The organism is Geomonas sp. Red276, assembly GCF_054784495.1.
The window spans coordinates 50,342-75,256 of the sequence record NZ_BLXW01000007.1; the positions used below are offsets into that span (position 1 = coordinate 50,342).

Genomic DNA, 24,915 nt, shown 5'->3' on the forward strand with positions numbered 1-24,915 from the left:
CCTCCACCCTAGCCCTCTCCCGGAGGGAGAGGGGATCTCAGGGCGATGGCTCCGGCGGCCTTGGCCTCTCTCAGCTTCTCCGCGTTCTCCTTCAGGTCCCCCTCGATGAGGCTCAGGAAATCGCGGCAGGGGAGGGGGAGCCTCGCGGCTACCGCGAACGGGACCCAGGGGGGAGGACCGTTCACTTCGACCACCTGGCAGGCGGGGTCGGCGCTATTCCCCAGGATGGCCACCAGCTCGTCCAGGTAGGTGAGGCAGTCGAGTACCAGATAGCTCGAACGGGAGGGGGCGCGGGGGATCTCCGGGGGGATCTCGTCCAGGGTCAGCTTGAACTTCCCCCGCTCCAGGAAGAACATCCTCTGCAGCGCCTGGGTCCCGGTAAAGGCCCCCTGGACGCTGTGAACCACCACCCCGTTCTCCAGGTAGATGGTCCCCTGCAGCTCGGGAAAGGTGATGGTGCAGGTCCGGCGCCCGGCCTCCATGGTCTGCAACAGTTCGGCGATACTGACGGCGGCGAGCTCGCCGGTGAGGGCGGCGGACGGGGTGTTGGCCCGGGCGCTTCGTCTCAAGGCGGCCTTGACCCGCGCCAGCACCTCGGCGCGCACGAACGGCTTTACCATGTAGTCGTCGGCTCCCATCTCCAGCCCCTTGATCTTCAGGTTGGAGCGGTCGAGGCTGGTGAGAAAGAGGACCGGCACGTCGGCCATGGCCGGGTCCTGGCGGATCTTCTCGATGGTCTGGAAGCCGTCCAGTTCCGGCATCTGCACGTCGAGGAGCACCAGGTCGGGGGTCTCCCTGGCGATCTCGTCGAGCCCCTGGGCGCCGTTCCAGGCGTGGCTCACCCGGTAGCCGGCCAGCTCCAGGTACTGCCCGAGCACCTCGTGGGTGCTGTCGTCGTCATCGATGGTCAGAATCAGGTGGTTCATGGGTCCTCCGGGGCCCCCAGTTCGCTCAAGAGGTCGTCAACCAGCTCGAACAGCTCGATGTCGATGACCGGGGTCAGCAGTTGGTGATGGTAAAGCCCCTCCGGGGGGGCGTGCGGGGTGGTGGCGACCGAGATGCGGCGCTTGCTGTCGTTTAGCCCGGCCACGAAGCTTCGCAACTGCTCGGGAAGCTCCTGGTCGGCGGCGAAGAGCAGCTCCGGGCGTTCCCGGCCGGCGATCCTCTTCGCCTCGAAGACGTTTCTGGCCATGAAGCAGGAGACACCGGCCTTCTTGAGGGGCGCCTCCAGCCAGCCGTAGATCTCCTGCTGCGGGTCGATGATCATGGCGGCCAGGTCCTGCCCGGAGACCGCGCGGCGCACCTCGGGGAATTCCAGGGTGAAGGTGCAGCCGCCGTTCTTGCCGTTGGTGACCCAGACCTTGCCGTCGTGGAGGTCCATGATCTTCTTCACGATGCTTAAGCCCAGCCCCGCGCCGAAGACCCGGGCGGCGATTCCCCCCTTGACCCGCGCCTGGTAGTAGCGGTCGAAGATGAAGGGGAGGTCCTTCTCCGGGATCCCCGGGCCGGTGTCGGTGATCTCCACCCGCTTGGGCCTCCCCGGATGCTCGGTGAAGGTCACCGTGATGGTCCCGCCCCGCGGGGTGTAGCGGATGGCGTTGGAGATGATGTTGTTGAAGGCCTGCTCGAGCTTCAGGAAGTCGGCCCGCAACGGCCCGCTCGCTCCCCGCTGCTTCAGGGCCAGCACGATCCCCTTCTCGGTGGCGGTCGGAAGGTTCGTGTCCACGCACCCCTGCAACACGGTGTCCAGGTGCACGCGGGCGGAGTTCAGCTGGTAGCGGCCGGCCTCCATCTTCTCGAGGTCCAAAAGCTCGCCGATGAAGGTGGTCATCTTCTCCCCGGACTCCACGATCTTCGTCAGGGCGTCCTGGCGTTTGCCGGCCGGGAACTCCTCGCCGAGCTCGATCAGCATGCGGGCGCGGCTGATGATGGCGTGCAGGGGGGATTTCAGGTCGTGGGAGGTGATCGCCATCAGGTCGGTCTTCAGGCGGTTCAACTCCAAAAGCTCTTCGTTGCTCGCGCGGAGCTCCTTCTCCATCTGCTTCCTGGCGGTCACGTCCAGGGTGGAGGCGACGAAGCCCATGAGCACCCCGGCGGCGTTACGCACCGCCGAGATGGTGAGGGCGACGATGACCTCCTCGGCGTTTTTCCTGCGGTTGATCATCTCGCCGGTCCAGTGCTGGACGGCGGGGTCGCTGATCTTAAGCCACATCTCCTTGTAGGCCTCGGGGGACTGGCGGCCGGACTTGAGGATCCTCGGGTTCTGGCCGACCAGCTCGTCGAGCGTGTAGCCGTAGAAGCTGAGGAAGTAGGGGTTGGCGTCCACGATGTTCCCCTTGGGATCGGTGATGCAGATACCGATCTGGGAGGTGACGAAGTGGCGGTAGAAGAACTCCAGCCGCTGGAAGGAGCCGCGCTTTTCCACCGGCCGGCGGTAGTAGAGGTTGTAACCGGCCGGGGAGGGGGTGACCAGCACCTCGATCATGGTCCCGTCGGTGGCGAGCAGGATCCCGCCCCCCGGGGTGTCCTCGCCTTTGGGGATCATGCGGAGAAAGTCCTTGCGGCTTGGCCCGGTCAGCATCTGGAAGAACGGGGTGCCGTCCATCACGGGGAGCAGCGGCCCGCTGCCGCCGACCACCACGCTGTCGGGGTCGAGCTTTAGCCGCTGCCAGTTCTCGCGACTCTCGAATCCGCCGCCAACGCCTAGGTGTGAGAGGTTCATGGGTGGGCTCCGGTCCTGGTGGCGCCGGCGGTGATCCGGGGCCAGTAGAGGGATTCCTTGAGGATTTTCTGGTACTCCTGCTGTCCCTTGCTGAGCGCCGAGTGGGTGAGTTCGTTCAACTCGTCGTAGTTCTCGGCCACCAGGGCGACCAGCGAGGCGTCCAGCTTTCCCGCCCTGGCCGAGGTCTCCAGGAGCTCGAGGCAGGGCTGGCGCTCCATCCCGAGCCGGTAGGGGCGATGTTCGCTCAAGGCGGCGAAGTTGTCCGCCACCGCCACGATCCTCGCCCCCAGCGGGATCTCGTCCCCCTTGAGATGAAAGGGATAGCCGGTGCCGTCGGCCACCTCGTGGTGCAGCGCGGCCCAGGCCGGGATATCTCCCAGTCCCGGGATCTCCTTGAGGATCCGGTAGGTGTGGTAGGGGTGGCTCTTGACCAGGTTGCGCTCCTCGGGTGCCAGCGCCCCCGGCTTGTCGAGGATGGAGACCGGCAGGGCCAGCTTCCCGAGGTCATGGAGGTTGCCGGCCGCCTGCATCCGGCAGCAGTCGCCGTCGGAGAAGCCGGCCTTCTGGGCCAGGGCGCCGGCCACCTCGGCGACGCTTCGGGAGTGGGCCGCGGTGTGGCGGCTGCGGTAGTCGATGATCCTGCCGAAGACGGCGGAGAGCTCCTTAAGGCCTTCGAGATCCAGCGCAACGCTCGCCCCCGACAGCGCGCTCTCCCCCCCCAACTGGGAGACGGTGGCGAACTTGGCGTCGAACCAGAAGAATTCCTTGTTCGACTGCTGGAGAAAGGCCTCCACCACCTCGGGAATGAAGACTCCGGAGGGGTTGCCGGCCGCCCATCCGCGCAGCTGCTGGCACTGGTTGAGAAGGCAATGGCCGGCGTCGAGCCGCTGGGCGATGGCGTCGGCCAGGTGGACGATGCCGGCTCCCAGCCTGATGAGCTCCTCAGGCTCCTCTTCTTTGAGCTGCAGCGCGCTCTTGTGGTGATGACGGATCATGCGGGCGGCGGGGGAAAAGGGGGTGAAGTCCCGCAGCAGGCGGTGACCAAGCTCGGCGTGGTCGTTTAGTTCGGCGTCGTTGGTTTCCGGGGTGATGGCCCCGTGAAAGGCCACCACCCCGATGTCGTGCAAGAGGGCCGCAATGCAGATCTGGCCCTTGTCGTGGTCGGAGATGGGGAAGGCGTCGGCGATCTTGATCGCGAAGCTGAAGACCTCGCGGTGATGGTTGACGAGCGACTGGCTCACCAGGTCGAGGGCAGAGGAGAGTCCGTAGACGAGCCCGGTTATCTGAAAGGCGCCGCCATTTTGCATCGGATCAGGCCGGGATGGGGTAGCAGTCGCCCATGAGGTCGACGCCGCAGGTGAGGGTCTCGGCCCAGTCGATGAACTTGTGGGCGAGCTCGCGGTTGGGGAACATCGCGCCGTGCTGGGGAGCGATCATCTCGATGTCCAGTTTCCTGACCGTGTTGGCCCACATCCTGAGCGCCTTGCCGGTGGCGAGGTAGCGCCGGTGGAACCCCTCCATGTACTGGATGTGGGAGTCGAAGTCCTCCACGAAGGTGTAGTCGTTGCCGAGCGAGGCCCCGAGATCGCCGGTGTAGAGGATCTTGGAGGTCGGGTCGTACACGTGGAAATTCCCCGAGGAATGGAGGAAGTGGGCCGGGAGGAACATGAGCTGGGCCCCGCCCAGGGTGATGATCTCCCCCTCGTCGGGGATCGGCTTGATCCTGGTCACCACCATCTCGTCGACGCCGAAGTGGGGGATGAAACGCATCCAGAGGCCGGAGAGGTGGGCCTGGGCGTCGGTGACCATCAGCCAGCCGTTGGCGGCGGCGATGATGTCCGGGTCCTGGTGGGAGAAGAAGATGTGCTTCAGCCCGTTTTGCTTCATTTCGCTGGAGAGCATGGCGAAGAGCTTGGTGTAGATCTTGTGGCCGCCGGGATCGAGGATGATACCCTCACCGTTGTTGATGATCAGGTGCTGGTTCGCCTGCACCATCTGACCGGTGGAGAGGTTGTTCACGAAGACGTTCTTGTGGGTACCATTTTCGAAGAGTTTGATCATGTCTATTCCTTTTAGCGCGTGGCGAGTTCGTTGGTCGGGAGAATGATCCTGCCCGGAAGTTCATGCTTTTCAGCGTTCGGGTACTGGGGGGGGAGATGCCGGTTGAGGGTCACTGGAGGATCCCCTTGGTGGTTTCGGCCGCCTTGTTGAGGTCGAAGAAGATCAGCCCGAGCTTGGCGTCCTTTCTGGCCAGGGCGATCAGCACCGCGTGCTCGCCGGCGTGCATGCCGATGAAGTAGCCGTTTTTCCCCTTCACGTAGAGCTGCTCCAGCTCGCCGCGCTTGAGCTCGATGGCGATCCGCTCGCCCATCGAAAGCATGGCGGCGCTCATGGCGGCTACCCGCTCCTCCTCGACACCCTGCGGAAGCAGGCTGGCGATGATGAGCCCATCTTCGGAGACGATAGCGCAAGCCTCGATATCGCTCGAACTGGCTTGCAGGCTGTTAAGAGCATTGTTCAACCCTTCGATGCGGGACATAAAACCTCCTCATGACGTGCCGTGATAACCGGTAATGGGATAAATACGATCCTTTTGTACCACAAGGCATATCGAAAGGGAAGCGAAAATTCGCGTATGACATCTTTCTTCCCGTCGCAGACAGAAGGTGGGGACTCTATGACAGTCTCTTGATTCTCATAGACAGAACGAGCTTTAGTAGGTATATGTTCCTCTCTGGGAATCCATCTCGTACCGGTGCCGTCCCGCTGCCGCTTCCACGGCGACCGTGGAGGCTCGAGGTGCGGGAGGTGTCGAGGGGGAAGACATGCTGCAGCGGATCGACCGGATGCCGGCCTGGCTCCTGATGCTGGCCGCCTTAGTGATGGTGGTCGGGCTGGGATACATCGACTTTCTGACCGGTGACTATTCGATCTTGATCTTCTACGTCATCCCGATCTTCATGGTCGCCTGGGGGGCGGGGCGCTGGGGGGCGGTGGCGATCGCGGTGGCCTCCGGCATCGCCCGGGTGGTGTCGGATTACTACAGCTATTCGGACAGCCAGTTCCGGTACTGGAATTCGCTGCAGGACACAGCGTTTCTCATCATGGTGGGAGTGCTGGTGGCGCTGGTAAAGAAGCTTTTGAGCGAGGAGGGGAGATAGTCCGCGTGGAAAGGTACCTGCCGCATCTTTTCGTCGTCAATTTCGTGCTCACCCTGCTGGATGCCTCGATCGGCTACCACGCGGCACCCCTGCTCGTCAGGCTCACCAACGGGGGAGAGGAGGCCGAGGAAGCGGCCACCCGCACCGTCCGCTCGCTGTTGGCCGCCGTGGTCGGCTCCTACATGTTTCTCAACTGCCTCTTCTACTTCAACCCGAGGCCGTCGCTGCTGCTGACCGTCACCGGCTTCATCGTGGTGGACATGGTCTGCCAGCTCTGGCTGCGCCGGAAGATGGACGGGCTCGACCGGGAGGAGTGAGCCCGGGCGGTAGCCTTCATGCGGCAGCCGCCCCGTTCCTGCGGCAGCTCCCCCGTGCCGCGGCTGCCTTCGTGTCGTGGCTGCCCCCTGCGGGCCGTCTCAAATCTATTCCCTCTCCTCGATGGTCCTGAAGAGTTCCCTGATGGCGCCGGACAGGTGACAGCCGGAGAGCTCGCGGCTCAGGTAGTGGTCGGCCAGGGCCATCCTTTCCCGCTCCTTCCGGTAATCGGGGCGCCCGGCCAGCTCCTCCAGTTCGGCGAGGATGGTCCTCCCCTTGGGGGGGATCTCCAGCGCGTGTCCGCTCCCCGGATCGTCCAGGGCGCAGAGGTACCAAAGCCTCACCGGCGCAGTCCCCACCCCACCCTCGTTTTCCCTCAGGTAATTCATCACCTTGTGCGCGAGCTGCACCTTGGCCATCCGGTAGCACCGCTCGTCCACGATGTTCGCGTGCTCGAAGAACGGGATGACGTGCAGCCACGGCTCCTTGCGGATCTCTTCGACGGCCGGTTCCTTCTCCCTCCCCACGGCAAAAAGCGCCCAGACGTAGGCGGTGTAGAACTGCCCGGCCCCGGCGCTACCGCTCACGCTGTGCCCCTCGTACTCCAGGATGAAGGCCTCGCGGTCCGGGTTGAGAAGCTCCTGCTGGGCGCCGCAGATCCCCCCCTGGTAGAAGCTGCTGGGGGGCCAGAGCTTCCCGGTCACGCTGGCGTGCAGGGCGGGGTGGGGGGCGCCGCCGCGGGAGGCGGTCGCTTTCCTCAGCTCGGCCAGCAGCAGCTCCTTTGACTGGTCCTTGACCCGTACCCGCACCGAATTGTTCTCGTCTCCATAGCCGTACTGGAGGGTGATCGGGCCGCTCCACTGATCGCAGGTGCAGATCGGGACGCTCGGCCCCCACAATAGCCACAGGTCGAAGGTGGACATCTGCAGGCAGCTGAAGCTTTTCTCCGCCATCCGGTGGTAACTGGAGATGGTCGGCTCCCAGTCGTCGTCGAAGCGCGACATCAGCCCGGCCAGGAGGTTCAGGGGAAGGAGGTATCCCTCGTTGATCCTGACGCTGCAGAGGAAGGAGGCCTCCTCGTCCAGCGAGAGGTTCAGCTGGGCGACCGCCAGCAGGTACTCCTTGATCCCGTTCTTGGTCACCTCGTCGTTGAGCCGGAAGACGTCGGCCACCTCGATGACCGGCTCCTTCTCCTTGATCTTGAGGGCGGCGAACTTCGCCTTGAGTGAGCGGCGCCACTCGGCGAGCTCCGTCCGGTACGCCTCCTCGTCGAAGGTCAGCTGGTAACGCCTCGTGCGCGGGTCGAGCCGCCAGTTGGGCTCCCGGCGGGGACGGGGGTGCAGCAGGCGGAGCTCCAGCCAAAGGCGCATCTGTTTGCGGAAGATGGCGGGCTTCAGCGGAAGGGCCGACTCGCGGCAGGCCTTGAGGGTGTTGAGGAGCGGGAGGTTCTCCTCGCGGGAGAGGCAGCGCCAGACCAGGCGGATGGGGGGGATGAAGAACCAGATGAGATAGAAGAGGCAGGTGAGGGAGGCGAGCACCACTGCCACGATGGCCTTGTACCCTTCGAAGTTCACGGCCGGCTCCTTTGGATGGGGAGGTGCAAGGTGCGCTGCAGGTTAATTAAATTGGAAAATGTTAAAGTTTATTATAGCGGGCTTTGCAGAGGTGACAAGGGCGGCGGGGCAGCTGGAGGGGGGGAGGCGACGAGCCGGCGGGAGTTGGCGGGGACGAAAGCGGGAGCTGGCGTTGACGGGAGGGAAGTGGCGTTACCGAAGGGGAAACTGTGGTGACGGGACGCGCGGGGTGGCAGTGGCGAGAGGGAGGAATTGACGAGAGGGAGGCGTGACGGGAGGAAGGGAGTGACGGGAGGAAGGGGGTGACGGGAGGAAGGGGGTGACGGGAGGAAGGGAGTGACGGGGTGCCGCTATCCGGCGCGCAAGAGGAGACCGCAGAGCCCAAGCGGCTTTTGTTCCGGGTCGAGCATCGGCTCCCCGAGCATGCGCAGGGAGATTTCGGCGGCTTTGGGCTGTACGAGACGGAAGAGGAGTTCCATCTTTGTTCCCGGGGTAACCGGTTCGCGCATGGCCGTTTCCACCTGCGGGCGATCGCCGTCATGGATCAGCGCCAGGAATTCCTCCCATGCCAAGGTGCCGCAGGGGGAGCCGACGAGGCCGGCCGCCTGCCGGGAGAGGGTGAGGATGCCGCTTGCCGCCTCCCACTGCCAGCTCCCGAACGATCCCTGCAACTCCGCCTGTTCGAGCATGCTCGTGCGGGCGCCGAGCTCGGTCTCCATCAGCTTGATGTCGGTGATGTCGTTGATGATGGCGTGCTTGGAGACGGTTCCGTCGCGGTTATAGATGGGGCTGTTGGTGATGTGGTACCAGTGGCCGTCCTTGGGGCTTTGCACCTCCCAGGTCACCGTCTCGCCCGCGGCCACCCGTTGGTTGACACACCACGGACAGATCTCGGAGAGCTCGTGGAGCGCCTGGTAGCATGGCTCCCCGGTGGCGTCGCGCCCCAGGAGCCCCTTGAAACGCTCGTTGAGGAATTCGATGCGGTAATCGGCCGAGCAGATGTAGCTCAGCCCCGGCAGCGACTCGACCATGGCGCGGTAACGCTCCTCGCTGGTCTTCAGCGCGTCCTCCGCCTTTTTCCGGTCGGTGATGTCGGTCACCATGGCGAAGGATCCCTGGAAGACCTCGTCGTCGCCGTAGATCGGGGAGATGGCGACGTGGCACCAGACCCGGTACCCTTCCTTGCTTTGGAGGCAGAATTCGAACTGCTCTTTGCCGACCTTGCGCCGGTGGGAGATTTTTTCCTGGCAGCGCCTCGCCCATTCCTCTTCCATGAGATCGAAGATATACCTGCCGACTATCTCGTGGGGATGATACCCCAGCATGAGGGCCATCTTCGTGTTGACGAAGCTGATGGCTCCCTTGGGGTCGGTGACCATGATCCCTTCGTTGGCCGTTTCGATCATGCGGCGGTAGCGGGCCTCGCTCTCTCTCAAGGCCACACTCTGAGTCACCTGGAGGAGGCTGTTCTTGCGCTTGAGCGCCTCGATCTCCTTGATGAGCTCGTACCGGGACATCTGATCGTACTGGTGCATGGACGACTCCGGGAAGGAGGTGGATGTTACCCATCTGGCGGCCTCGTACCGCCTGGGGTGACGACCGCGCAAGAGTAGCAGATTTCGCACGGTAAATAAATGTTTACTGAATAGGTCGGGGAGGGCAGGCGGGGAGCCTGAGGGGTGCGGATGAGCGGGGCGGATGAGCGGGAGTGCAAGCGGGAGCGGGTACCCGCTCCCTTCCCGGCCAAGTGCGGTATAGGTACCCTCCCCTTCAAGGGGAGGGACAGGGTGAGGATGGGGTTTGAATCCCTACTTCGTTTTCTTTGGGAGCCTGTCGGCGGGAAGCGTGATGCAGAGACACTCGGCTTCGGCGTAGGTGGTCTCGCCGCGGAAGAGGCGGCCGTGCACCATCACCTTGCGCCCCTGGGCGGAAACCACCCGGCTTTCGAGGGTGACCACCTCCTCCAGCGGGAGCATGTTCTTGAAGCTCACGTTGAGATTTCCCACCACGATCGGGTAGCCGGCGGCCCAGGCGGCCAGGCCGAGCGCCTCGTCCATCACCGCCGCCACCGCGCCGCCGTGGGCGTGGCCGGGAGGGCCACCGGTCTCGGGGCCGAACCAGATGCGGGCGTGCAGGTGCTGTTCGCTGTCACGGTAGTAGCGGGCGCGGAAGCGGTTTCCCTCGGGATCACCCGAGACGAACCTGAGCGATTCTCCCACCAGGGAAGGGGCGTCGAAATGGATCCACCCCTCTTCGCCGCTGAGATCGACCGCCGGGCGGGAAAGCTGGGAAACCTTGGCAATGTTGGAATTGGACACGGCTGGAGTTCCTCCCATCAAGATCGTTACTTGACCCTTACGTTCACGTGGATCACCGGCGCTACCGTAGCAGACTTTGCTTCGGAAATAAAGACCTTCAAGAAAGAAAATCTTTCTCAACCCCTTTACCTTGCCTGCTTTGACGGCTATCATGCCCGAATTCTCACTCAATGGAGGTGAACCTTTGATAGAGCTGATACGCAAACGGCGCAGCATGCGCGCCTTCACCGAACAGCCGGTCGATGCTGAGACAGTGGAAACCCTGGTGGAGGCCCTGCTGCGCGCCCCCACCTCGCGGGGGATCAATCCGTGGGAGTTCGTGGTGGTCGACGACCGCGAGCTGATCGGGCAGCTCGCCACCGCGAAGCAGCACGGATCGTCGTTTCTGAAGGGGGCGCCGCTGGCGGTGGTGATCTGCGCCGACAGCACCAAGAGCGACGTCTGGGTCGAGGACTGCTCGATTGCGGCGATCCTCGTGCAGATGACCGCCCAGTCGCTGGGACTGGGGAGCTGCTGGATCCAGATCCGCAAACGGCAGCGCGACAAGGAGACGACCTCCGAGGCGTACATCCAGGATCTCCTCGGCATCCCCGATCACGTCAAGGTCGAGTGCATGATCGCCATCGGCCACCCGGCCGGAAGCCGCAAGCCGCTCTCCGCCGACGCCCTCCAGTACGACAAGGTCCGACACAACGGCTACGCCCCCCGCTGGGACCGCTGACCCTCAGGGGACTGGCTCCGCCCCGGTGCCAGTCCCCGTTCCTTTCCTTTCCCCTCCAGCGGGTGCCAGTCCCCTTTTCCCTCCAGTACCCTGGCCTTCACGCTCCGCCTGGTGCCACTCCCCTCCCTTCAGTGCCCTCCCCGGCATTTCCACCCGTTTGGTTGCGCTTGCGCGTCTCCTCCTTTCCCCTGTTCAAGATTGCTACAGCTGTTCACCCGCTGCACAGCGCTTCGCCTCCCGTCCCGTTCCTCTTCTCCGCGCATTCAACCCCTTAACCCTTCCTGAGCTTGGGCCCACTTTTGCACCCCGCCTCCCCACCCGCTTTCGGGGGGGCGCTGGGGAATGCGCCTAAAGTTTCCCCTCGATTTCCCGAAAGGATAGCCGATCCGACCAAACGTTCGGTAACGCATTACATAAGGAGCATGCCATGCAGGGAAGACGCTTTATGGTTGCCATGATATGCCTTGTTTCCCTCCTGGCCGGGGCCACCCAGGCCCTGGCCGGGCGCTTCATCGACGATAACGACACCGTGGTGCTGACCGGCAACACCCATCCGCTCGCCCGTTCGCCCCAGGGAAGGGCCAAGGTTTCGCTGGCCCCGGTCAACCTCCCGATGGAGCACATGATCCTCTCGCTCCAGGTCCCGGCCGCCAAGCAGCCCGCCCTGCAGAAGTTTCTCAAGGAACAGAAGGATCCCTCCTCCCCCAATTACCACCACTGGCTCACCCCGGACCAGTTCGGCGCCCAGTTCGGGCCCTCGGCCGAGGATGTGAAGGCGGTGGCCGACTGGCTGACCTCGCACGGCTTCACCGTCGAGGAGGTCGGTAAAAGCAGGACCTGGATCAACTTCTCCGGCACCGTCAACCAGGTGGAGGTCACCTTCAAGACCAGGATGAACACCTTCACCGACGGCAACCGGGTGTTCCACGCCAACGCGACCGATCCCTCCATCCCGCGCGGGCTGGCCGACCTGGTGTCGGGGGTGGTCACCCTCCACAACATCCCCCGCCAGCCCAAGAACAACGGCCTCAAGGCCTTCGCTTCGCCGCAGGCGGTTCCCAACTACACCTCCGGGTCGAACCATTACGTCGCCCCCGGTGACTTCGCCACCATCTACAACGTCAAGCCGCTCTACACCGGCGGGGTGGACGGCACCGGCCAGAGCATCGCCATCGTCGGCCGCACCCATCCCTCTACCAGCAACTGGACCACCTTCCGTTCCAAGATGGGGCTTCCCGCCAACACTGCGCAGATCATCGTGAACGGAGCCGACCCGGGTGACCTGGGGGCTTCCGAGGACACCGAGGCCGACCTCGACGTCGAGTGGGCCGGCGCGGTGGCCAGAAACGCCACCATCAAGTTCGTCACCTCCAAGTCCACCAACAGCACCGACGGGGTCGACCTCTCCGCACAGTACATCGTGGCCAACAACCTGGCGCCGGTAATGACCGTGAGCTTCGGGAGCTGCGAATCGGACATGGGGAGCACCGAGAACGCCTTCTACAACAACCTCTGGGCGCAGGCCGCCTCGCAGGGGATCACCGTCCTGGTTGCCTCGGGCGATTCCGGGGCGGCGGGGTGCAGCAGCGCTTCCGTCACCTCCGGCTCCGGCCAGGCGGTCAACGGCCTTGCCTCCACTCCGTACAACATCGCGGTGGGGGGGACCCAGTTCAACGACGCGAGCGGGAGCTACTGGAACTCGGTCAGCTCCACCGACATGACCTCGGCCACCGGCTACATCCCGGAGTCGGCGTGGAACGAAAGCGGCACCGTCTCGGGAGGGAGCGGGCTGTGGGCAACCGGGGGCGGCGTTTCGCGGGTCTATGCCAAACCGACTTGGCAGGCGGCTCCCGGCGTGCCGCAGGACGGCAAACGCGACGTCCCCGACGTGGCCCTCACCGCCGCCGGACACGACGGCTACCTGATCTACTCCAACGGCTCGCTCGGTGCGGTCGGGGGGACCTCGGCTTCCTCACCCGCCTTTGCCGGGGTGATGGCCCTGGTGGTGCAGAAGGGGGGGCGGCAGGGTAACGCCAATCCGCAGCTCTACGTGCTGGGGAACAACCAGTACGGCTCCGGGGGCGCCAAGGTCTTCCACGACGTGACCACCAGCAACAACAGCGTCCCCGGGGTCTCCGGCTATTCGTCGGGGACCGGCTACGACCTCGCGACCGGTCTCGGTTCGGTAGACGCCGCCGCGCTGGTGGCCAACTGGGGGGGGGCTGCCGTCACGACGCCCGATTTCTCCCTGGGTGCGGCTTCCCCCGCCGCCATCGTGCAGGGGGGCTCCGGCAGCCTCAAGGTGACCACCACCGGGGGGACCGGGTTCGCCTCGGCCGTCACCCTGAGCGTCTCGGGACTTCCCAGCGGCGTCACCGCGAGCTTCTCGCCGGCCACCATCGCCTCCCCCGGCACCGGGAGCTCGACGCTGACGCTGACCGCTTCCGCGAGCGCCGCCACCGGGACGAAGAGCATCACCGTGACCGCCACCGCGGGATCGCTCGTGCACTCGGCCACCGTCCCGGTAACGATCCAGTCGGCGACCCTCTTCAGCTCGAGCTTCACCGACAGCTGGTACGCCGTCTCGGTGAGCGGGACCGCCGGGAGGTGGTACATCCTCAATAGCGGCAGCAGCCCGGCCGCGACCCCGCACTCCGGCACCACCATGTCGATGTTCAACTCCTACAGCGCGCCCGGCGGCAACCAGGTCCGGATGTTCAACAACGTCGTCTATTCCATCCCGGCCACCGCCAAGGGGGCGACGCTGTCGTTCTGGATGTACCACGACACCGGCCGCTCGACCTACGGCGACAAGGTCCAGGCCCAGGTGACCACCAACGGGAGCAGCTGGACCAAGGTCGGCTCCGCGGTCTCCCGCTACGCCGGCACCGCCGGGTGGTCCCAGGTCAACGTGGACCTCACCCCCTACGTCGGCAAGAACTTCATGTTCGGTTTCCTCGGTATCAGCGCGGGGGGGTATAACATGTACCTGGACGACGTGGCGATCACGGTGAGGTAGGGGAGAGCGGGCGTCGGAAGTGCTGGGAGTTGGTGAAGATCTTCCCTCACCCGGCCTTCGGCCACCCTCTCCCCAAGGGGGGCGAGGGTAGAGAGGGAACATCGCCTCGCCCCCGCTGGCGGAGAGGGGCAGGGGTGATGATGGGGTGGCGCGAGAAGGAGAGGTAGGCTGCCAAGATAAAAAAAGCCCCCTCGGCCATGCAAGCCGAGGGGGCTTTCTCATTCTATTCCGCCTCTAAAACCCCCGTCTGCCGGAGCGCCTCGTAAAGGACGATCCCGGCGGAGGTGGAGAGGTTGAGGCTTCGCACCTTCCCGATGATGGGAATCCGCACCGAAGTCTCCGGGTTCGCATCGATCAGCTCCTCCGGAAGCCCCTTGGTCTCCTTCCCGAACACGATGAAATCCCCCGGCTTAAACGAAAAGTTCAGGTAACTCTGCGGCGCCTTCTTGCTGGTGTAGACGAAACGCGCCCCGGGGTTCGCCTCCTGCAGCGAGGAAAGATCCGGCCAGTAATCGATCTCCACCTCGCTCCAGTAGTCGAGCCCGGCCCTTTTGAGGTAGCGGTCGTCGGTCGAGAAGCCGAGCTTTCCCACCAGGTGGAGATAGGTCCCGGTGGCGCCGCACAGTCTGGCAATGTTACCGGTGTTGGGTGGAATCTCAGGCTCCACCAGAACAATGTGAAAGGGCTTTTCCAATGCCATAGAAGGCTCCCGCGGACTGGATTAAGGACAACCCTTGTATGTACCGCAAACGCCTCTCAAAGGCAAAGAGAAACGCCGTAACCTGCCGATGACAGAGGGAAAGAGAGGCTAAGCTTGCAATTTATCGACGTATAAGCTATGATGCACCCTTCCCAAACAGTACCGGAGGCTTTTTTTGACCCAGCCAGACCACAACGGACACTTTGGCCCGTTCGGGGGTAGATACGTCTCTGAGACGCTGATGCCGGCGCTTCTCGAGCTCGAACAGGCTTACAACCACTACCGGAACGACCCGGAGTTCAAGGAAGAGTTCGCCTACTACCTGCGCCAGTATGTGGGAAGGCCGAACCCCCTGTACTATGCCGAAAAGCTGTCCCGTAAGCTTGGCGGGGCCAAGATCTACCTCAAGCGCGAGGACCTGAACCACACCGGTGCCCACAAGGTCAACAACACCATCGGGCAGGCGCTTTTGGCCAAGAGGATGGGGAAAAAGCGGGTCATCGCCGAGACCGGCGCCGGCCAGCACGGGGTGGCCACCGCCACCGTCGCCGCCCTCTTCGGTATGGAGTGCGAGGTCTTCATGGGTGAGGAGGACATCCGGCGCCAGTCGCTGAACGTCTTCCGGATGAAGCTGCTGGGGGCCAAGGTGATCCCGGTCAACTCGGGTACCGCCACCCTCAAAGACGCCATGAACGAGGCGATGCGCAACTGGGTGACCTACATCGACAACACCTTCTACATCATCGGCACCGTGGCCGGTCCGCACCCGTACCCGCTGATGGTGCGCGACTTCCAGGCCATCATCGGCGACGAGGCCCGCGCCCAGCACCTTGAGGTGGAAGGGAAGCTCCCCGACTACCTGGTGGCCGCCGTCGGTGGCGGGAGTAACGCCATCGGGCTCTTCCACGCCTTCCGCGACGACGCCAACGTGCAGATGGTCGGCGTCGAAGCCGCCGGTTACGGCATCGAATCCGGCAAGCACGCCGCCCCCCTTTCCGCCGGGAGCGTCGGCGTATTGCACGGCAACAAGACCTACCTCCTGCAGGACGAATTCGGGCAGATCGCCCACGCCCACTCGATCTCCGCCGGCCTCGATTACCCCGGCGTGGGACCCGAGCATTCGTACTTGAAGGAAATCGGCCGCGCGAGCTACGTCTCGGTCACCGACGACGAAGCGTTGGCCGCTTTCCAGGAACTCACCAGGGAAGAAGGGATCATCCCCGCTCTGGAATCTTCTCACGCTGTCGCCCATGCTTTGCGTCTGGCCCCCACTCTCTCTGCCGACCAGACCATCGTAGTCTGCCTGTCCGGCCGTGGAGACAAGGACATCCACACCGTCGCAGACGTCATGGGGGTACAGCTTTAAATAAAATTCGGGTAGTTTCGGGGAAGGGGACCGTCGTACGGTCTCCTTTTTTATTGGCAGGGTTAATTAATTATAATTCGAAACTTGCAATCTTATGAGGATTGGCTACACTTGGTGCCTCATGTTGACGGCAACCCATCCTCAAGAAAGGAGATGATTGGCGCAGGCTTCCACCGACCTCAAGGTTTACCCCCAAAGCCGGCAAAAGCCATCAAAACTGTCACCTATGAAAAAACTTGTTATTCTGCTGGCCACGGTGTTGTTGTTCAACACCTCGTGCGACCAGTCCCACCTGCAGCAGGCGCAGGTTCCGGTAAAACCGGGGAACACGGAATCGGATCGTGTTCTGCAGGCAGGCGGGAAGAAAGAGAAAGAGGAGGAGCAGTCCGGTTCTTCCCCGGGGACTGCTAAGGAGGCATCGAAAGATGCCAAAACGGAAGAAAGAAAGAACATGGTGCCGGCCATTTCGGCGACCTTCGCTCGGCGCACCACGCCGCAGCGGGCCAAATGGCTGGCGGAGATCTGCTACCAGAAGACGGAAGGAACCAAGTTCACCCCGCTGGATCTCGCCGAAATAGCCCTGGCCGAGACAGGCGGACACAAGCTATCCAGCCGTGCAGTATCTTCCAAAGGGGCCATGGGCGTTTGGCAATTGATGCCCGAGAGGGCCATCAGCCACGGCTATCTGCCGGGCGAGATGAGAGATGACGAGAAGTGTGCCGACGCCGCGGTACATGAGCTTTACGAAAAGCTCGACATGGCGAAAGGGAATCTGTCCCGGGCCAAGCGCTACTACTGTGGAGCCGGCCCCGCCGCCAAGGCCTACGACCGGATGCGGAAACGTTTCCGGGCTGAAATTCTGAAGGAGATGGAGAAGCAGTCGTATCAGAGAGTTGCCGTCAACTACCAGTGATGCTACTGCTGTCGTTTCCTGACCTGTTGTGCTATAGTGGGCGGGTTTCCATGAGGAACCCGCCCTTTTTCTATTAACGAATCTCCCCACCTTTGTATACTCATACCCTCGCCCTCGTTGGGGGAGAGGGTGGCCGAAGGCCGGGTGAGGGCAGATTTTAAAACCTCCCCCACCTCCGCCCCTTGTATATAACGCGAGGCCCGGGGAGCCGACACCAAGGTGCCCCGGCCTGGTGGCGCGAGGCTGAACCGGGCATTACGGAGAACACGTGAAGAAGACCGTCCTGCTGTTCATACTGCTTAGCCTGCTGGGGCTCAGCGGCTGCTCGCTGTTCGTGAAGGCGCCCACCGTTACGGTCAAGAGCCTGACGGTGACGAGCCTCGATCCGGGGGGGCTCGGGATGGAGCTCCTTTTGGCGGTGACCAACCCCAACTTCTACGACCTGAAGCTGAAGGGGTACAGCTACGACCTGAAGGTGATGGCGCTCCCGCTGGCCAAGGGGGGGGCACGGGAAGAGGTGAAGTTTCCTTCCGACGTGGAGACCGAGTTCCGGATCCCGATCCGGGTGGCCTACGGCGACCTGGTGGAGATCCTGAAAAAGGCGCCCGACGCGGACCGCATCCCCTATCAGCTCTCCGCCGGGCTCGATGTGGACACCCTGGTCGGCCAGACCACCATCCCGGTCAACCAGACCGGCACCTACGCCATCCCGAAGTCCTTTCGTCCCTCGAACTTTCTGAACCGGCTGGGCGACCTCTTCCGGTAGGCTGAAAAGCGCCCTCACCCGGCCTTCGACCACCCTCTCCCCTAAAGGGGCGAGGGTATACGTGCGGCCTGCGGCCACCCCCAAGGGGGCGAGGGTAGAATAGAGGCCCCCTGTCCCCTGTCTGACGGGTAATCAATCATTTGGAGCTGCAATGAACGTAGTCGACATAACCAACCTCTCGAAAAGTTTCGGTCCCCGGGTCCTCATGGACAACGTCACCTTTGCCGTCGGCGAGGACGAGCGGGTCGGGCTGATCGGGGCCAACGGTGCCGGCAAATCCACCCTGCTCACCATCCTGGCCGGAGTAGAGGACCGCGACGGCGGCTCCATCGCCATGAAACGGGGCGCCTCGGTCGGCTACCTGAGCCAGGACCCGATCCTCGACGACGACTCCACGGTGGCCGCCGAGATCGAAAAGGGGCTCACCGAGATCAGGAAGGCCATGGCCGCCTTCAACGAGATCGCCGAGCGGATGTCGTCGAACCCTTCGGACATGGACCGCCTCCTGGTCCGCCAGGGGGAGCTCACCGTCTGGATCGAGCACCACGGCGGCTGGAACACCGACCACCGGGTCTCGGAGATGATGACCCACCTCCAGCTCCCCGATCCCCACCAGCGCATCGGCACCCTCTCCGGCGGAACCAAGCGCCGCGTGGCGCTCGCCAGGCTCCTTCTGCAGGCCCCCGACCTCCTTCTCCTCGACGAGCCGACCAACCACCTGGACGCCGATACCACGCAGTGGCTCCAGGAGCACCTGAAGGCCTATCCCGGCGCCGTCATGCTGATCACCCACGACCGCTACTTCCTCGACCAGGTGGTGAACCGGATGCTCGAGCTGGAGATGGGGAACCTCACCTCCTACCAGGGCGGGTACACCCTTTACCTGGAGCAGCGGGAAGCCAAGCTGATGAACGAGACGGCGAGAAGGGCCAAGCTCCTCAATCTCCTCCGGATCGAGACCGACTGGATGCGCCGGGGCCCCGCCGCCCGCACCACCAAGCAGAAGGCGAGGATCGACCGCTTTTACGACCTGGAGGAGAGCGTCTCCGGTCCCGGCCGCCGCGAGCTGAAGATCGGCTTCTCCACCGACGAGGGGTTGGGGGGGACCATCCTGGAGCTGGACAAGGTCGGCAAGGGGTACGGCGATCGGCAGCTCATCAAGAGCGTCACCTTCGGCATGAAGAAGGGGGACCGGATCGGCGTCATCGGCCCCAACGGCTGCGGCAAGACCACGCTGATCAGGATGATCATGGGGGAGGAGGAGCCCGACTCGGGCCGCGTGGTGCTGGGGAAGAAGACCAAGATCTCCTATTTCGACCAGCTGCGCGAGGTGCTCGATCCCAACCAGACCATCTACGATTTCTTCGGGGAGGGGGACTACGTCACCTGCCGGGGAGAGAAGCGGCACAAGATAGGCTACCTGGAGGATTTCCTCTTCGCCCCCGACGACCGGCGGCGTCCGGTGGGAAGCCTTTCCGGTGGCGAGAAGAGCCGGCTGATCCTGGCGAGGCTGATGCTGCAGGATTCCAACATGCTGGTCCTGGACGAGCCGACCAACGACCTCGACATCCCGACCCTGCAGCTGTTGGACGCCTCCATCGCCGCCTTCCCCGGCTGTGTCCTGATGGTCACCCACGACCGTTTCTTCCTGGACAAGGTGGCGACCGGGGTGCTGGCCTTCGAGGGGAACGGGGTGGTGACCTTCTACGAGGGGAACTACACCGAGTACCGCGAGCGCAAGGAAGCGGCCGCCAAGGCTGCCGCGGCCCCCGCCCGGGCGGAGAAGCGCGAGGCCCAGGCCCCGGCGGTCGAAAAGCCGAAGAAGGGGCTGAGCTACAAGGAGAAGATCGAGCTCGAGCAGGTGGAGGTGAAGATCGCCGGGATGGAGGATGAATTCGCCAGGGTGCAGGCCATGCTGGCGGATCCCTCCTGCTATGCGAGCGTAGCCGGCGGCATAGCGGCCATCACCGCCGACTACGGCCGTTTGGAGTCCGAGCTCGCCACCGCCTACGCCCGCTGGGAGGAGCTGGAGACGAAAAAAGGCGGCTAAAAAGCCGCCTCCCGTCGCTGTCTTACCCGCGTGGGCTCAGGGTGCCCACCCTACGGTAGCTCCCCTAGTCCCTCGCAACCCCCAGTGCCTCCTTGGCGAGCCTGGTGGTGATCTTCCTCATGGTGGAGATGGAGTAGCGGTTGATGTTCTCCAGCGCCCACACCAGCGAGGGGATGTCCCTTCGCACCGTCAACAGCATCTGGTCGATCACCTCGGCCGGGAGCGCCATCTGCCGGTCTTCGGCCAGCTTCTTCAGGATCATCCTTCTCGATTCGTCATCCGAGACATCCATCCTCGCCACCAGTCCCCACAAGAGCCGGCTGGTCAGGTGCCCGTCCAGGTGCGGCAGCTCCTTGGGGGGCATCAGCCCGGAGATGGCGATCTTTCTCCCCGTCGTGTAGTAGGCGTTGAAGAGCTCCCACACCTCGACCCGCGCCTCCTGGCTGTCCGGCAGCAGGTGCAGGTCGTCGAGGATCAGCGCCCGGGCCTCCTCGAAGTATTCCGCCAGCCTTGAGCTCCCCTCGCCGGGCTGCGCCTCGCCGTAGAGGGAGGCGGCATCCCGGAAACTGAAGTATCTCCCGTCGATGGCGTTGGCGAGGGCGGTGAGGAGGTGGGTCTTCCCCGACCCTTCCGGACCGTGGACGTAGAGGAGGTTTTCTCCTCCGTCCTCGACCAGTTTGCGGGCGAAGCGGTAGGCGGTGTTGTTGCCGCTGCAGACCACGAAGTTCTCGAAGCTGAAGCGGGGGATGACGGGGAAATCGAAGATGAGCTGCATCTAGAACAGTCTTCCCTGGGGCGGTTCGGGTGCCACCCTCCCGAAGTGCTGATAGGCGGCGGCGGTGGCCACCCGTCCCCTCGGGGTGCGGTTGAGGAAACCGTTCTGGATCAGGAACGGCTCGTAGACGTCCTCGATGGTGTCGCTCTCCTCGCTGATGGCCGCGGCGATGGTGTCGAGCCCCACCGGGCCGCCGCCGAACTTGTCGATGATGGTCAGGAGGATCGCGCGGTCCATGGGATCGAACCCCATCTCGTCGATCTCCAGGAGCTCGAGCGCCTGGTCGGCCACTTCCCGGGTGATGACGCCGCCGGCGCGCACCTGGGCGAAGTCGCGCACGCGGCGCAGCAGGCGGTTGGCGATCCTCGGCGTCCCGCGGCTTCTACGGGCGAGCTCCAGGGCGCCGTCCGGATCGATGGCCATTCCGAAGATGCGGGCGGAGCGGGTGACGATGAAGGCGAGCTCGTCGTGGGTGTAGAACTCGAGCCGGGAGATGACCCCGAAGCGGTCGCGCAACGGCGAGGAGAGGAGCCCTGCCCGGGTGGTGGCCCCGACCAGGGTGAACTTCGGGAGGTCGAGCTTGATGGTGCGGGCGCTCGGCCCCTGGCCGATGATGATGTCGAGCTGGAAGTCCTCCATGGCCGGGTAGAGGATCTCCTCCACCACGTGCGAGAGGCGGTGGATCTCGTCGATGAAGAGGACGTCGTGCGGCTCCAGGTTGGTCAGGATGGCGGCCAGGTCGCCCGGGCGCTCGATGACCGGCCCCGAGGTGGACTTGATGTTCACCCCCATCTCGCAGGCGATGATGTTGGCCAGCGTGGTCTTGCCGAGCCCCGGGGGGCCGTAGAGGAGCACGTGGTCGAGGGCCTCGCCCCGGCCGCGGGCGGCGTCGATGAAAAGCCCCAGGTTCCCCTTGGCCTTCTCCTGCCCGACGTAGTCCGAGAGCGCCCGGGGGCGCAGCGTCGCTTCGAGGAGATCGTCTTCAGTCTTGTCGGCGGTGATGATACGGGTCATGCCTTTTCCAAACGAGGGGTTATCGGGGATCATCGAGGACGCGTCAAGGTATAACAGTTGGCGGTAAAGGTCAAGGCATTCGCCCTTCCCGGCAGGGTGGGGAGGGCTCTGTCTCGCGCGGGAAGCGATGCCTTCCCATGGTCTTTTGAGAGGAGCGATGCCATGCCGTTTTGAATTGAAACTGGCATAGGCCGCTGCTATTGTTAGCAGGAATTATTTTTGACTGCCGCCGCGTTTTTGCTTCAATGGATTAGGCTCTCTACGGAATTGTCTAACTTGGTCCCGCCCACGTTTCGTGAGAGATTCTGACTGTCGCATAGCTTCATCCTTCAATGGAGGAGACGGGGGGAGACTTCTTCTTCCCCGGTATTTCGGATCCTCCCGGTGCAGGAGATGACGGCTCACTGTCTTAAGCGAGCCGCCGCAACCGCAGAGCGGCCCGAGCATGTCGATAAAATCCAAACTGACACTCACCATCGTGGTCTTCTTCATACTGACCACCTTCCTGACCGGGGCCGTGGTCTATCACCGCGGGATCTCCCTGCTCAACGAGGAGCTCAAGGGGTTTCCCGACAGCCAGTACAAGGTTTTCCGCGAAGTCGTGCAGGGGGACGAGAAGGGGCTGTCCGGCACCATCTACGGCCTTACCCACGCGGAAGCGCTGGCCCGGGCGCTGGCTCGCCGCGACAAGGAAACCCTGCTCGCCGCCGGCACCCCGATTCTCTCCGAGCTGCGCCGCGACCTCGGCATTACCCACCTCTACTTCATCGCCCCGGACGGGACCGTCATCCTGCGGGTCCACAAGCCGGAAGAGGACCGCGACCGTCTGCAGCGGGTGACCTTCCTCAAGGCCCGCTCCACCCTCCAGATAACGACCGGCATAGAGGAGGGGAAAAACTTCTTCTCGGTGAGGGCGGTGGGCCCGGTGTATGTGAAGGGGAAGCTCCTCGGGTTCATCGAGGTCGGCGAGGAGTTCAACACCGTCTTCGAGCGCATGAAAAGGATGGGGGGCAACAACTTCGCCCTCTTGCTCGACATGAATCTCCTCAAGAAGCTTCCCCCGCGGGTGACCACCGAGGCCGCCGCCCGGGCCGGGATTCTCTACCCCACCGATCCCGGCCTCGCCCTGGCCCTGGCCCCACAACTCACCGGCGCCGCCAACCGCCCCGGCGTCACCATCGCCACCACCCGTCGCCAGACCGTGGCGGTCGGGCTCTCTCCTTTGAAGGACGCCTCCGGCAAACGGGTCGGCTTCCTCGCCTCCTACCGCGATCTCACCCCTTACTACGCGTCGCTTTGGAAGGCCATCCTCGCCAACCTGTTAACCATCGGTGCGGTCCTTTTGGCCGCCAATCTCGTCGCGGTTTCCCTGATGAGGAAAAGCGTCAACCTCTTCTACGACCTCTACGGGCACATCACCCGGGTCTCCGCCACCTCGGGGCTCGAGGAGGAGATCCCGGTCACCACCGATGACGAGGTGGGGAGCCTGGTCGCCCATTTCAACACCATGCTCTCCCAGCTCGACCGGCAGCGCAAGGAGCTCAACCGGCAGATCGGCTTCCAGCGGATCGTCATGGAAACCATCCCGGTTCCGACCTACTACGGCGATGCCAAGGGCAACTGCATCGGCTGCAACAGCAGCTTTCTCCGCTGGGTCGGCCTTGGCAGCGACGACGTGGTGGGGCACCCCGTCTCGGCGGTGGTCCCTTTCCGGCCGGCCACCGGCACCCCGCCCGCGGAAGGGGGGCGAGGCCGGGAGGGGGTGGAGACCTGCCAGGGAACCTTCGTCGGTTTCGACGGTACCTGCCACGACGTCATCCACTATCGCGCGCCCTTCCCGGAGCTCGACGGATCCCTCGGGGGAGAGATCGGCTGCCTGCTCGACATCACCGAGCAAAAGAGGATCATCGAGAAGCTCGACCAGTCCGAGAAGATGTTCCGGACGCTCTTCGACAGCATCACCGATGCCGTCTTCGTCCACGACGAGACCGGCACCATCGTGGAGGTGAACCAGGCCGCCTGTTCCCGCCTGGGCTACAGCCGGGACGAGCTCCTCCGGATGCAGATCCGGGACATCGCCTCGCCCCAGGACGTCCCCCTCCTTCCGCTCTTCTTCGACCGGGCGGCCCGGGGCGGTTTCGCCCGGCTGATCGCGGGAGAGCGGCGCAGGGACGGGACGGTGCTCCCGGTGGAGGTCACCTCGAGCGGCTTCGAGTTCTGCGGGCGCCAGCTCCTCATCGGCATCACCCGGGACATCACCGACCAGGTCGCCGCCGAGGAGACCCGGGCCCACCTGGAACAGCAGCTGCGCCAGTCCCAGAAGATGGAGGCGATCGGCACCCTCGCCGGGGGGATTGCCCACGACTTCAACAACATCCTCACCGCGATCACCGGCTACGCGGAGCTCGCCCGGGAGCTCGGGGCCGGGCAGGAATCGCTTTGCTACATGGTGAACCAGGTCCTGGTGGCCTCCTCCAAGGGGGCCAAGCTGATCCGGAGCCTCCTTACCTACAGCAGGAAACGAAGCGGCGGCAACAAGGAGCCGGTCGACCTGAACCGCATCCTTGGCGAGGCGGAGAGCCTCCTTACCAAGCTGGTTCCCGAATCGGTGGAGTTCTCACTCGCCCGTTGCGAGGGGGATCTCTGGATCATGGCCAACGGCGGCGAGATCGAGCAGGTGGTGATGAACCTGGTGGCCAACGCCCGGGATGCCATCGGGGGGAAGGGGACCATCAGGATCGCGACGGGCCGCATCGATGTCGAGCCAAAAAAGGCGAGCCTCCTCGGGCTCGAGGCGCCGGGAGGGCATGCCCTGCTGGTGGTGGAGGATACCGGGACCGGTATGGACGAAGGGACCTTGGAGAGGATCTTCGAGCCGTTCTTCTCCACCAAGGAGGTTGGAAAGGGGACCGGCCTCGGCCTCGCCATGGTCTACAACATCACCAAGTACCACCAGGGGGGGATTGCCGTCGACAGCCGCCCCGGCCGGGGAACCAGCTTCTCCCTCTACTTCCCGCTGGTGACGGCGAGGAAGATAATGGAAGCCGCCACCGAGAACCCCGAGCCGGTGACGGGGAGCGAGACGGTGCTGCTGGTCGAGGACGACGACACCATCCGGACCATGTTCAGGATGATGCTGCAAAAAAGCGGCTATTCGGTCATCGAGGCGGCCGACGGCATGGAAGGTTGGAACCGGTTCCAGGAGGAGCCGGGGAGGATCGACCTCCTGCTCACCGATGTCGTCATGCCGAGAAGAAGCGGCGCCGAGCTGTACCAGGAGATCCGCCGGGTCCGCCCGGATCTCCCCGCCATCCTGATGAGCGGCTACAACAACGAGCTTCCCGCTGACTTTTACGACGAGCACTGTCTCTATCTCAAAAAGCCCATTCTCCACCAGGTACTCTTATCCCGGGTGCGCGAGCTCCTCGACCACCGCTGAACATTCAACCTGCCCTCCCGCCGTCCCTGCTGTTCCTTCTTCCTTTATTTGCACCTCAGTCA

20 protein-coding genes are annotated in these 24,915 nt (G+C 64.0%); 9 read left to right on the forward strand and 11 right to left on the reverse strand.

Features of this window, described 5'->3' with window-relative positions:
• Positions 1–8: 8 nt before the first annotated feature.
• From ACYVL5_RS06835 to ACYVL5_RS06855, 5 genes are all read right to left on the reverse strand, one after another.
• The gene (locus tag ACYVL5_RS06835) at positions 9–926 is read right to left on the reverse strand and encodes a response regulator (protein ID WP_460594806.1); all 918 of its coding nucleotides are present in this window, start codon (positions 924–926) and stop codon (positions 9–11) included.
• Positions 923–2,722, reverse strand: coding sequence for a PAS domain-containing sensor histidine kinase (locus tag ACYVL5_RS06840; protein ID WP_460594807.1), 1,800 nt, complete (start codon positions 2,720–2,722; stop codon positions 923–925). Before ACYVL5_RS06840 ends, ACYVL5_RS06835 begins: the two co-directional genes overlap by 4 nt.
• Entirely contained in the window at positions 2,719–4,029 is a 1,311-nt protein-coding gene (locus ACYVL5_RS06845; RefSeq protein WP_460594808.1) for an HD-GYP domain-containing protein, read from the reverse strand. Before ACYVL5_RS06845 ends, ACYVL5_RS06840 begins: the two co-directional genes overlap by 4 nt.
• Positions 4,030–4,033: 4 nt before the next feature.
• Positions 4,034–4,783 carry an oxygen-binding di-iron domain-containing protein gene (locus tag ACYVL5_RS06850; protein WP_460594809.1) on the reverse strand — a complete coding sequence of 250 codons (750 nt, stop codon included), beginning with the start codon at positions 4,781–4,783 and terminating at the stop codon, positions 4,034–4,036.
• Between the two features lie 109 nt (positions 4,784–4,892).
• On the reverse strand, positions 4,893–5,261 hold the full coding sequence (locus ACYVL5_RS06855) for a roadblock/LC7 domain-containing protein (RefSeq protein WP_460594810.1): 369 nt from the start codon (positions 5,259–5,261) through the stop codon (positions 4,893–4,895).
• A gap of 286 nt (positions 5,262–5,547) precedes the next feature.
• Here ACYVL5_RS06855 and ACYVL5_RS06860 point away from each other — a divergent pair, with 286 nt between their 5' ends.
• Entirely contained in the window at positions 5,548–5,883 is a 336-nt protein-coding gene (locus tag ACYVL5_RS06860; protein WP_460594811.1) for a hypothetical protein, read from the forward strand.
• Positions 5,884–5,888: 5 nt separating this feature from the next.
• A complete protein-coding gene (locus ACYVL5_RS06865; RefSeq protein ID WP_460594812.1) occupies positions 5,889–6,200 on the forward strand; it encodes a hypothetical protein in 312 nt (103 codons plus the stop codon).
• Positions 6,201–6,305: 105 nt separating this feature from the next.
• Here the strand turns inward: ACYVL5_RS06865 and ACYVL5_RS06870 are convergent, their stop codons facing one another.
• The 3 genes from ACYVL5_RS06870 to ACYVL5_RS06880 form a co-directional block, all read right to left on the reverse strand.
• Entirely contained in the window at positions 6,306–7,772 is a 1,467-nt protein-coding gene (locus ACYVL5_RS06870) for a hypothetical protein (RefSeq protein ID WP_460594813.1), read from the reverse strand.
• Between the two features lie 350 nt (positions 7,773–8,122).
• Complete coding sequence (locus ACYVL5_RS06875) at positions 8,123–9,307, reverse strand: PAS domain-containing protein (protein WP_460594814.1); 1,185 nt, start codon at positions 9,305–9,307, stop codon at positions 8,123–8,125.
• Between the two features lie 273 nt (positions 9,308–9,580).
• Positions 9,581–10,090: a hotdog domain-containing protein gene (locus tag ACYVL5_RS06880; protein ID WP_460594815.1), complete on the reverse strand. Its 510-nt coding sequence runs from the start codon at positions 10,088–10,090 to the stop codon at positions 9,581–9,583.
• A 184-nt stretch (positions 10,091–10,274) separates the two neighbouring features.
• Here ACYVL5_RS06880 and ACYVL5_RS06885 point away from each other — a divergent pair, with 184 nt between their 5' ends.
• Both ACYVL5_RS06885 and ACYVL5_RS06890 read left to right on the forward strand, forming a co-directional pair.
• Positions 10,275–10,811 (forward strand): nitroreductase family protein, encoded by a 537-nt coding sequence (locus ACYVL5_RS06885; protein ID WP_460594816.1) that lies wholly within the window; start codon positions 10,275–10,277, stop codon positions 10,809–10,811.
• 445 nt (positions 10,812–11,256) lie between these two features.
• Positions 11,257–13,830 (forward strand): protease pro-enzyme activation domain-containing protein, encoded by a 2,574-nt coding sequence (locus tag ACYVL5_RS06890; protein WP_460594817.1) that lies wholly within the window; start codon positions 11,257–11,259, stop codon positions 13,828–13,830.
• A 223-nt stretch (positions 13,831–14,053) separates the two neighbouring features.
• Here ACYVL5_RS06890 and ACYVL5_RS06895 read toward each other — a convergent pair whose 3' ends face one another.
• Positions 14,054–14,530, reverse strand: a complete 477-nt coding sequence (locus ACYVL5_RS06895) for a tRNA (cytidine(34)-2'-O)-methyltransferase (protein ID WP_460594818.1) — start codon at positions 14,528–14,530, stop codon at positions 14,054–14,056.
• A gap of 175 nt (positions 14,531–14,705) precedes the next feature.
• On the opposite strand from ACYVL5_RS06895, the gene trpB reads away from it, so the two are divergent.
• The 4 genes from trpB (at position 14,706) to ACYVL5_RS06915 (ending at position 19,625) form a co-directional block, all read left to right on the forward strand.
• Positions 14,706–15,896, forward strand: a complete 1,191-nt coding sequence (trpB, locus tag ACYVL5_RS06900; RefSeq protein WP_460594819.1) for a tryptophan synthase subunit beta — start codon at positions 14,706–14,708, stop codon at positions 15,894–15,896.
• A 226-nt stretch (positions 15,897–16,122) separates the two neighbouring features.
• Complete coding sequence (locus ACYVL5_RS06905; RefSeq protein ID WP_460594918.1) at positions 16,123–16,809, forward strand: transglycosylase SLT domain-containing protein; 687 nt, start codon at positions 16,123–16,125, stop codon at positions 16,807–16,809.
• A gap of 268 nt (positions 16,810–17,077) precedes the next feature.
• The gene (locus tag ACYVL5_RS06910; protein ID WP_460594820.1) at positions 17,078–17,575 is read left to right on the forward strand and encodes an LEA/WHy family protein; all 498 of its coding nucleotides are present in this window, start codon (positions 17,078–17,080) and stop codon (positions 17,573–17,575) included.
• A gap of 151 nt (positions 17,576–17,726) precedes the next feature.
• Positions 17,727–19,625 (forward strand): ABC-F family ATP-binding cassette domain-containing protein, encoded by a 1,899-nt coding sequence (locus ACYVL5_RS06915; RefSeq protein ID WP_460594821.1) that lies wholly within the window; start codon positions 17,727–17,729, stop codon positions 19,623–19,625.
• 64 nt (positions 19,626–19,689) lie between these two features.
• On the opposite strand, the gene ACYVL5_RS06920 is transcribed toward ACYVL5_RS06915, so the two are convergent.
• Both ACYVL5_RS06920 and ruvB read right to left on the reverse strand, forming a co-directional pair.
• On the reverse strand, positions 19,690–20,400 hold the full coding sequence (locus ACYVL5_RS06920) for a DnaA/Hda family protein (protein ID WP_460594822.1): 711 nt from the start codon (positions 20,398–20,400) through the stop codon (positions 19,690–19,692).
• Positions 20,401–21,414, reverse strand: coding sequence for a Holliday junction branch migration DNA helicase RuvB (gene ruvB / locus ACYVL5_RS06925; RefSeq protein ID WP_460594823.1), 1,014 nt, complete (start codon positions 21,412–21,414; stop codon positions 20,401–20,403). It abuts the gene before it with no gap.
• Between the two features lie 445 nt (positions 21,415–21,859).
• Between ruvB and ACYVL5_RS06930 the strand changes: the two genes are divergently transcribed.
• Positions 21,860–24,853, forward strand: a complete 2,994-nt coding sequence (locus ACYVL5_RS06930) for a PAS domain S-box protein (RefSeq protein ID WP_460594824.1) — start codon at positions 21,860–21,862, stop codon at positions 24,851–24,853.
• Positions 24,854–24,915: the final 62 nt, after the last annotated feature.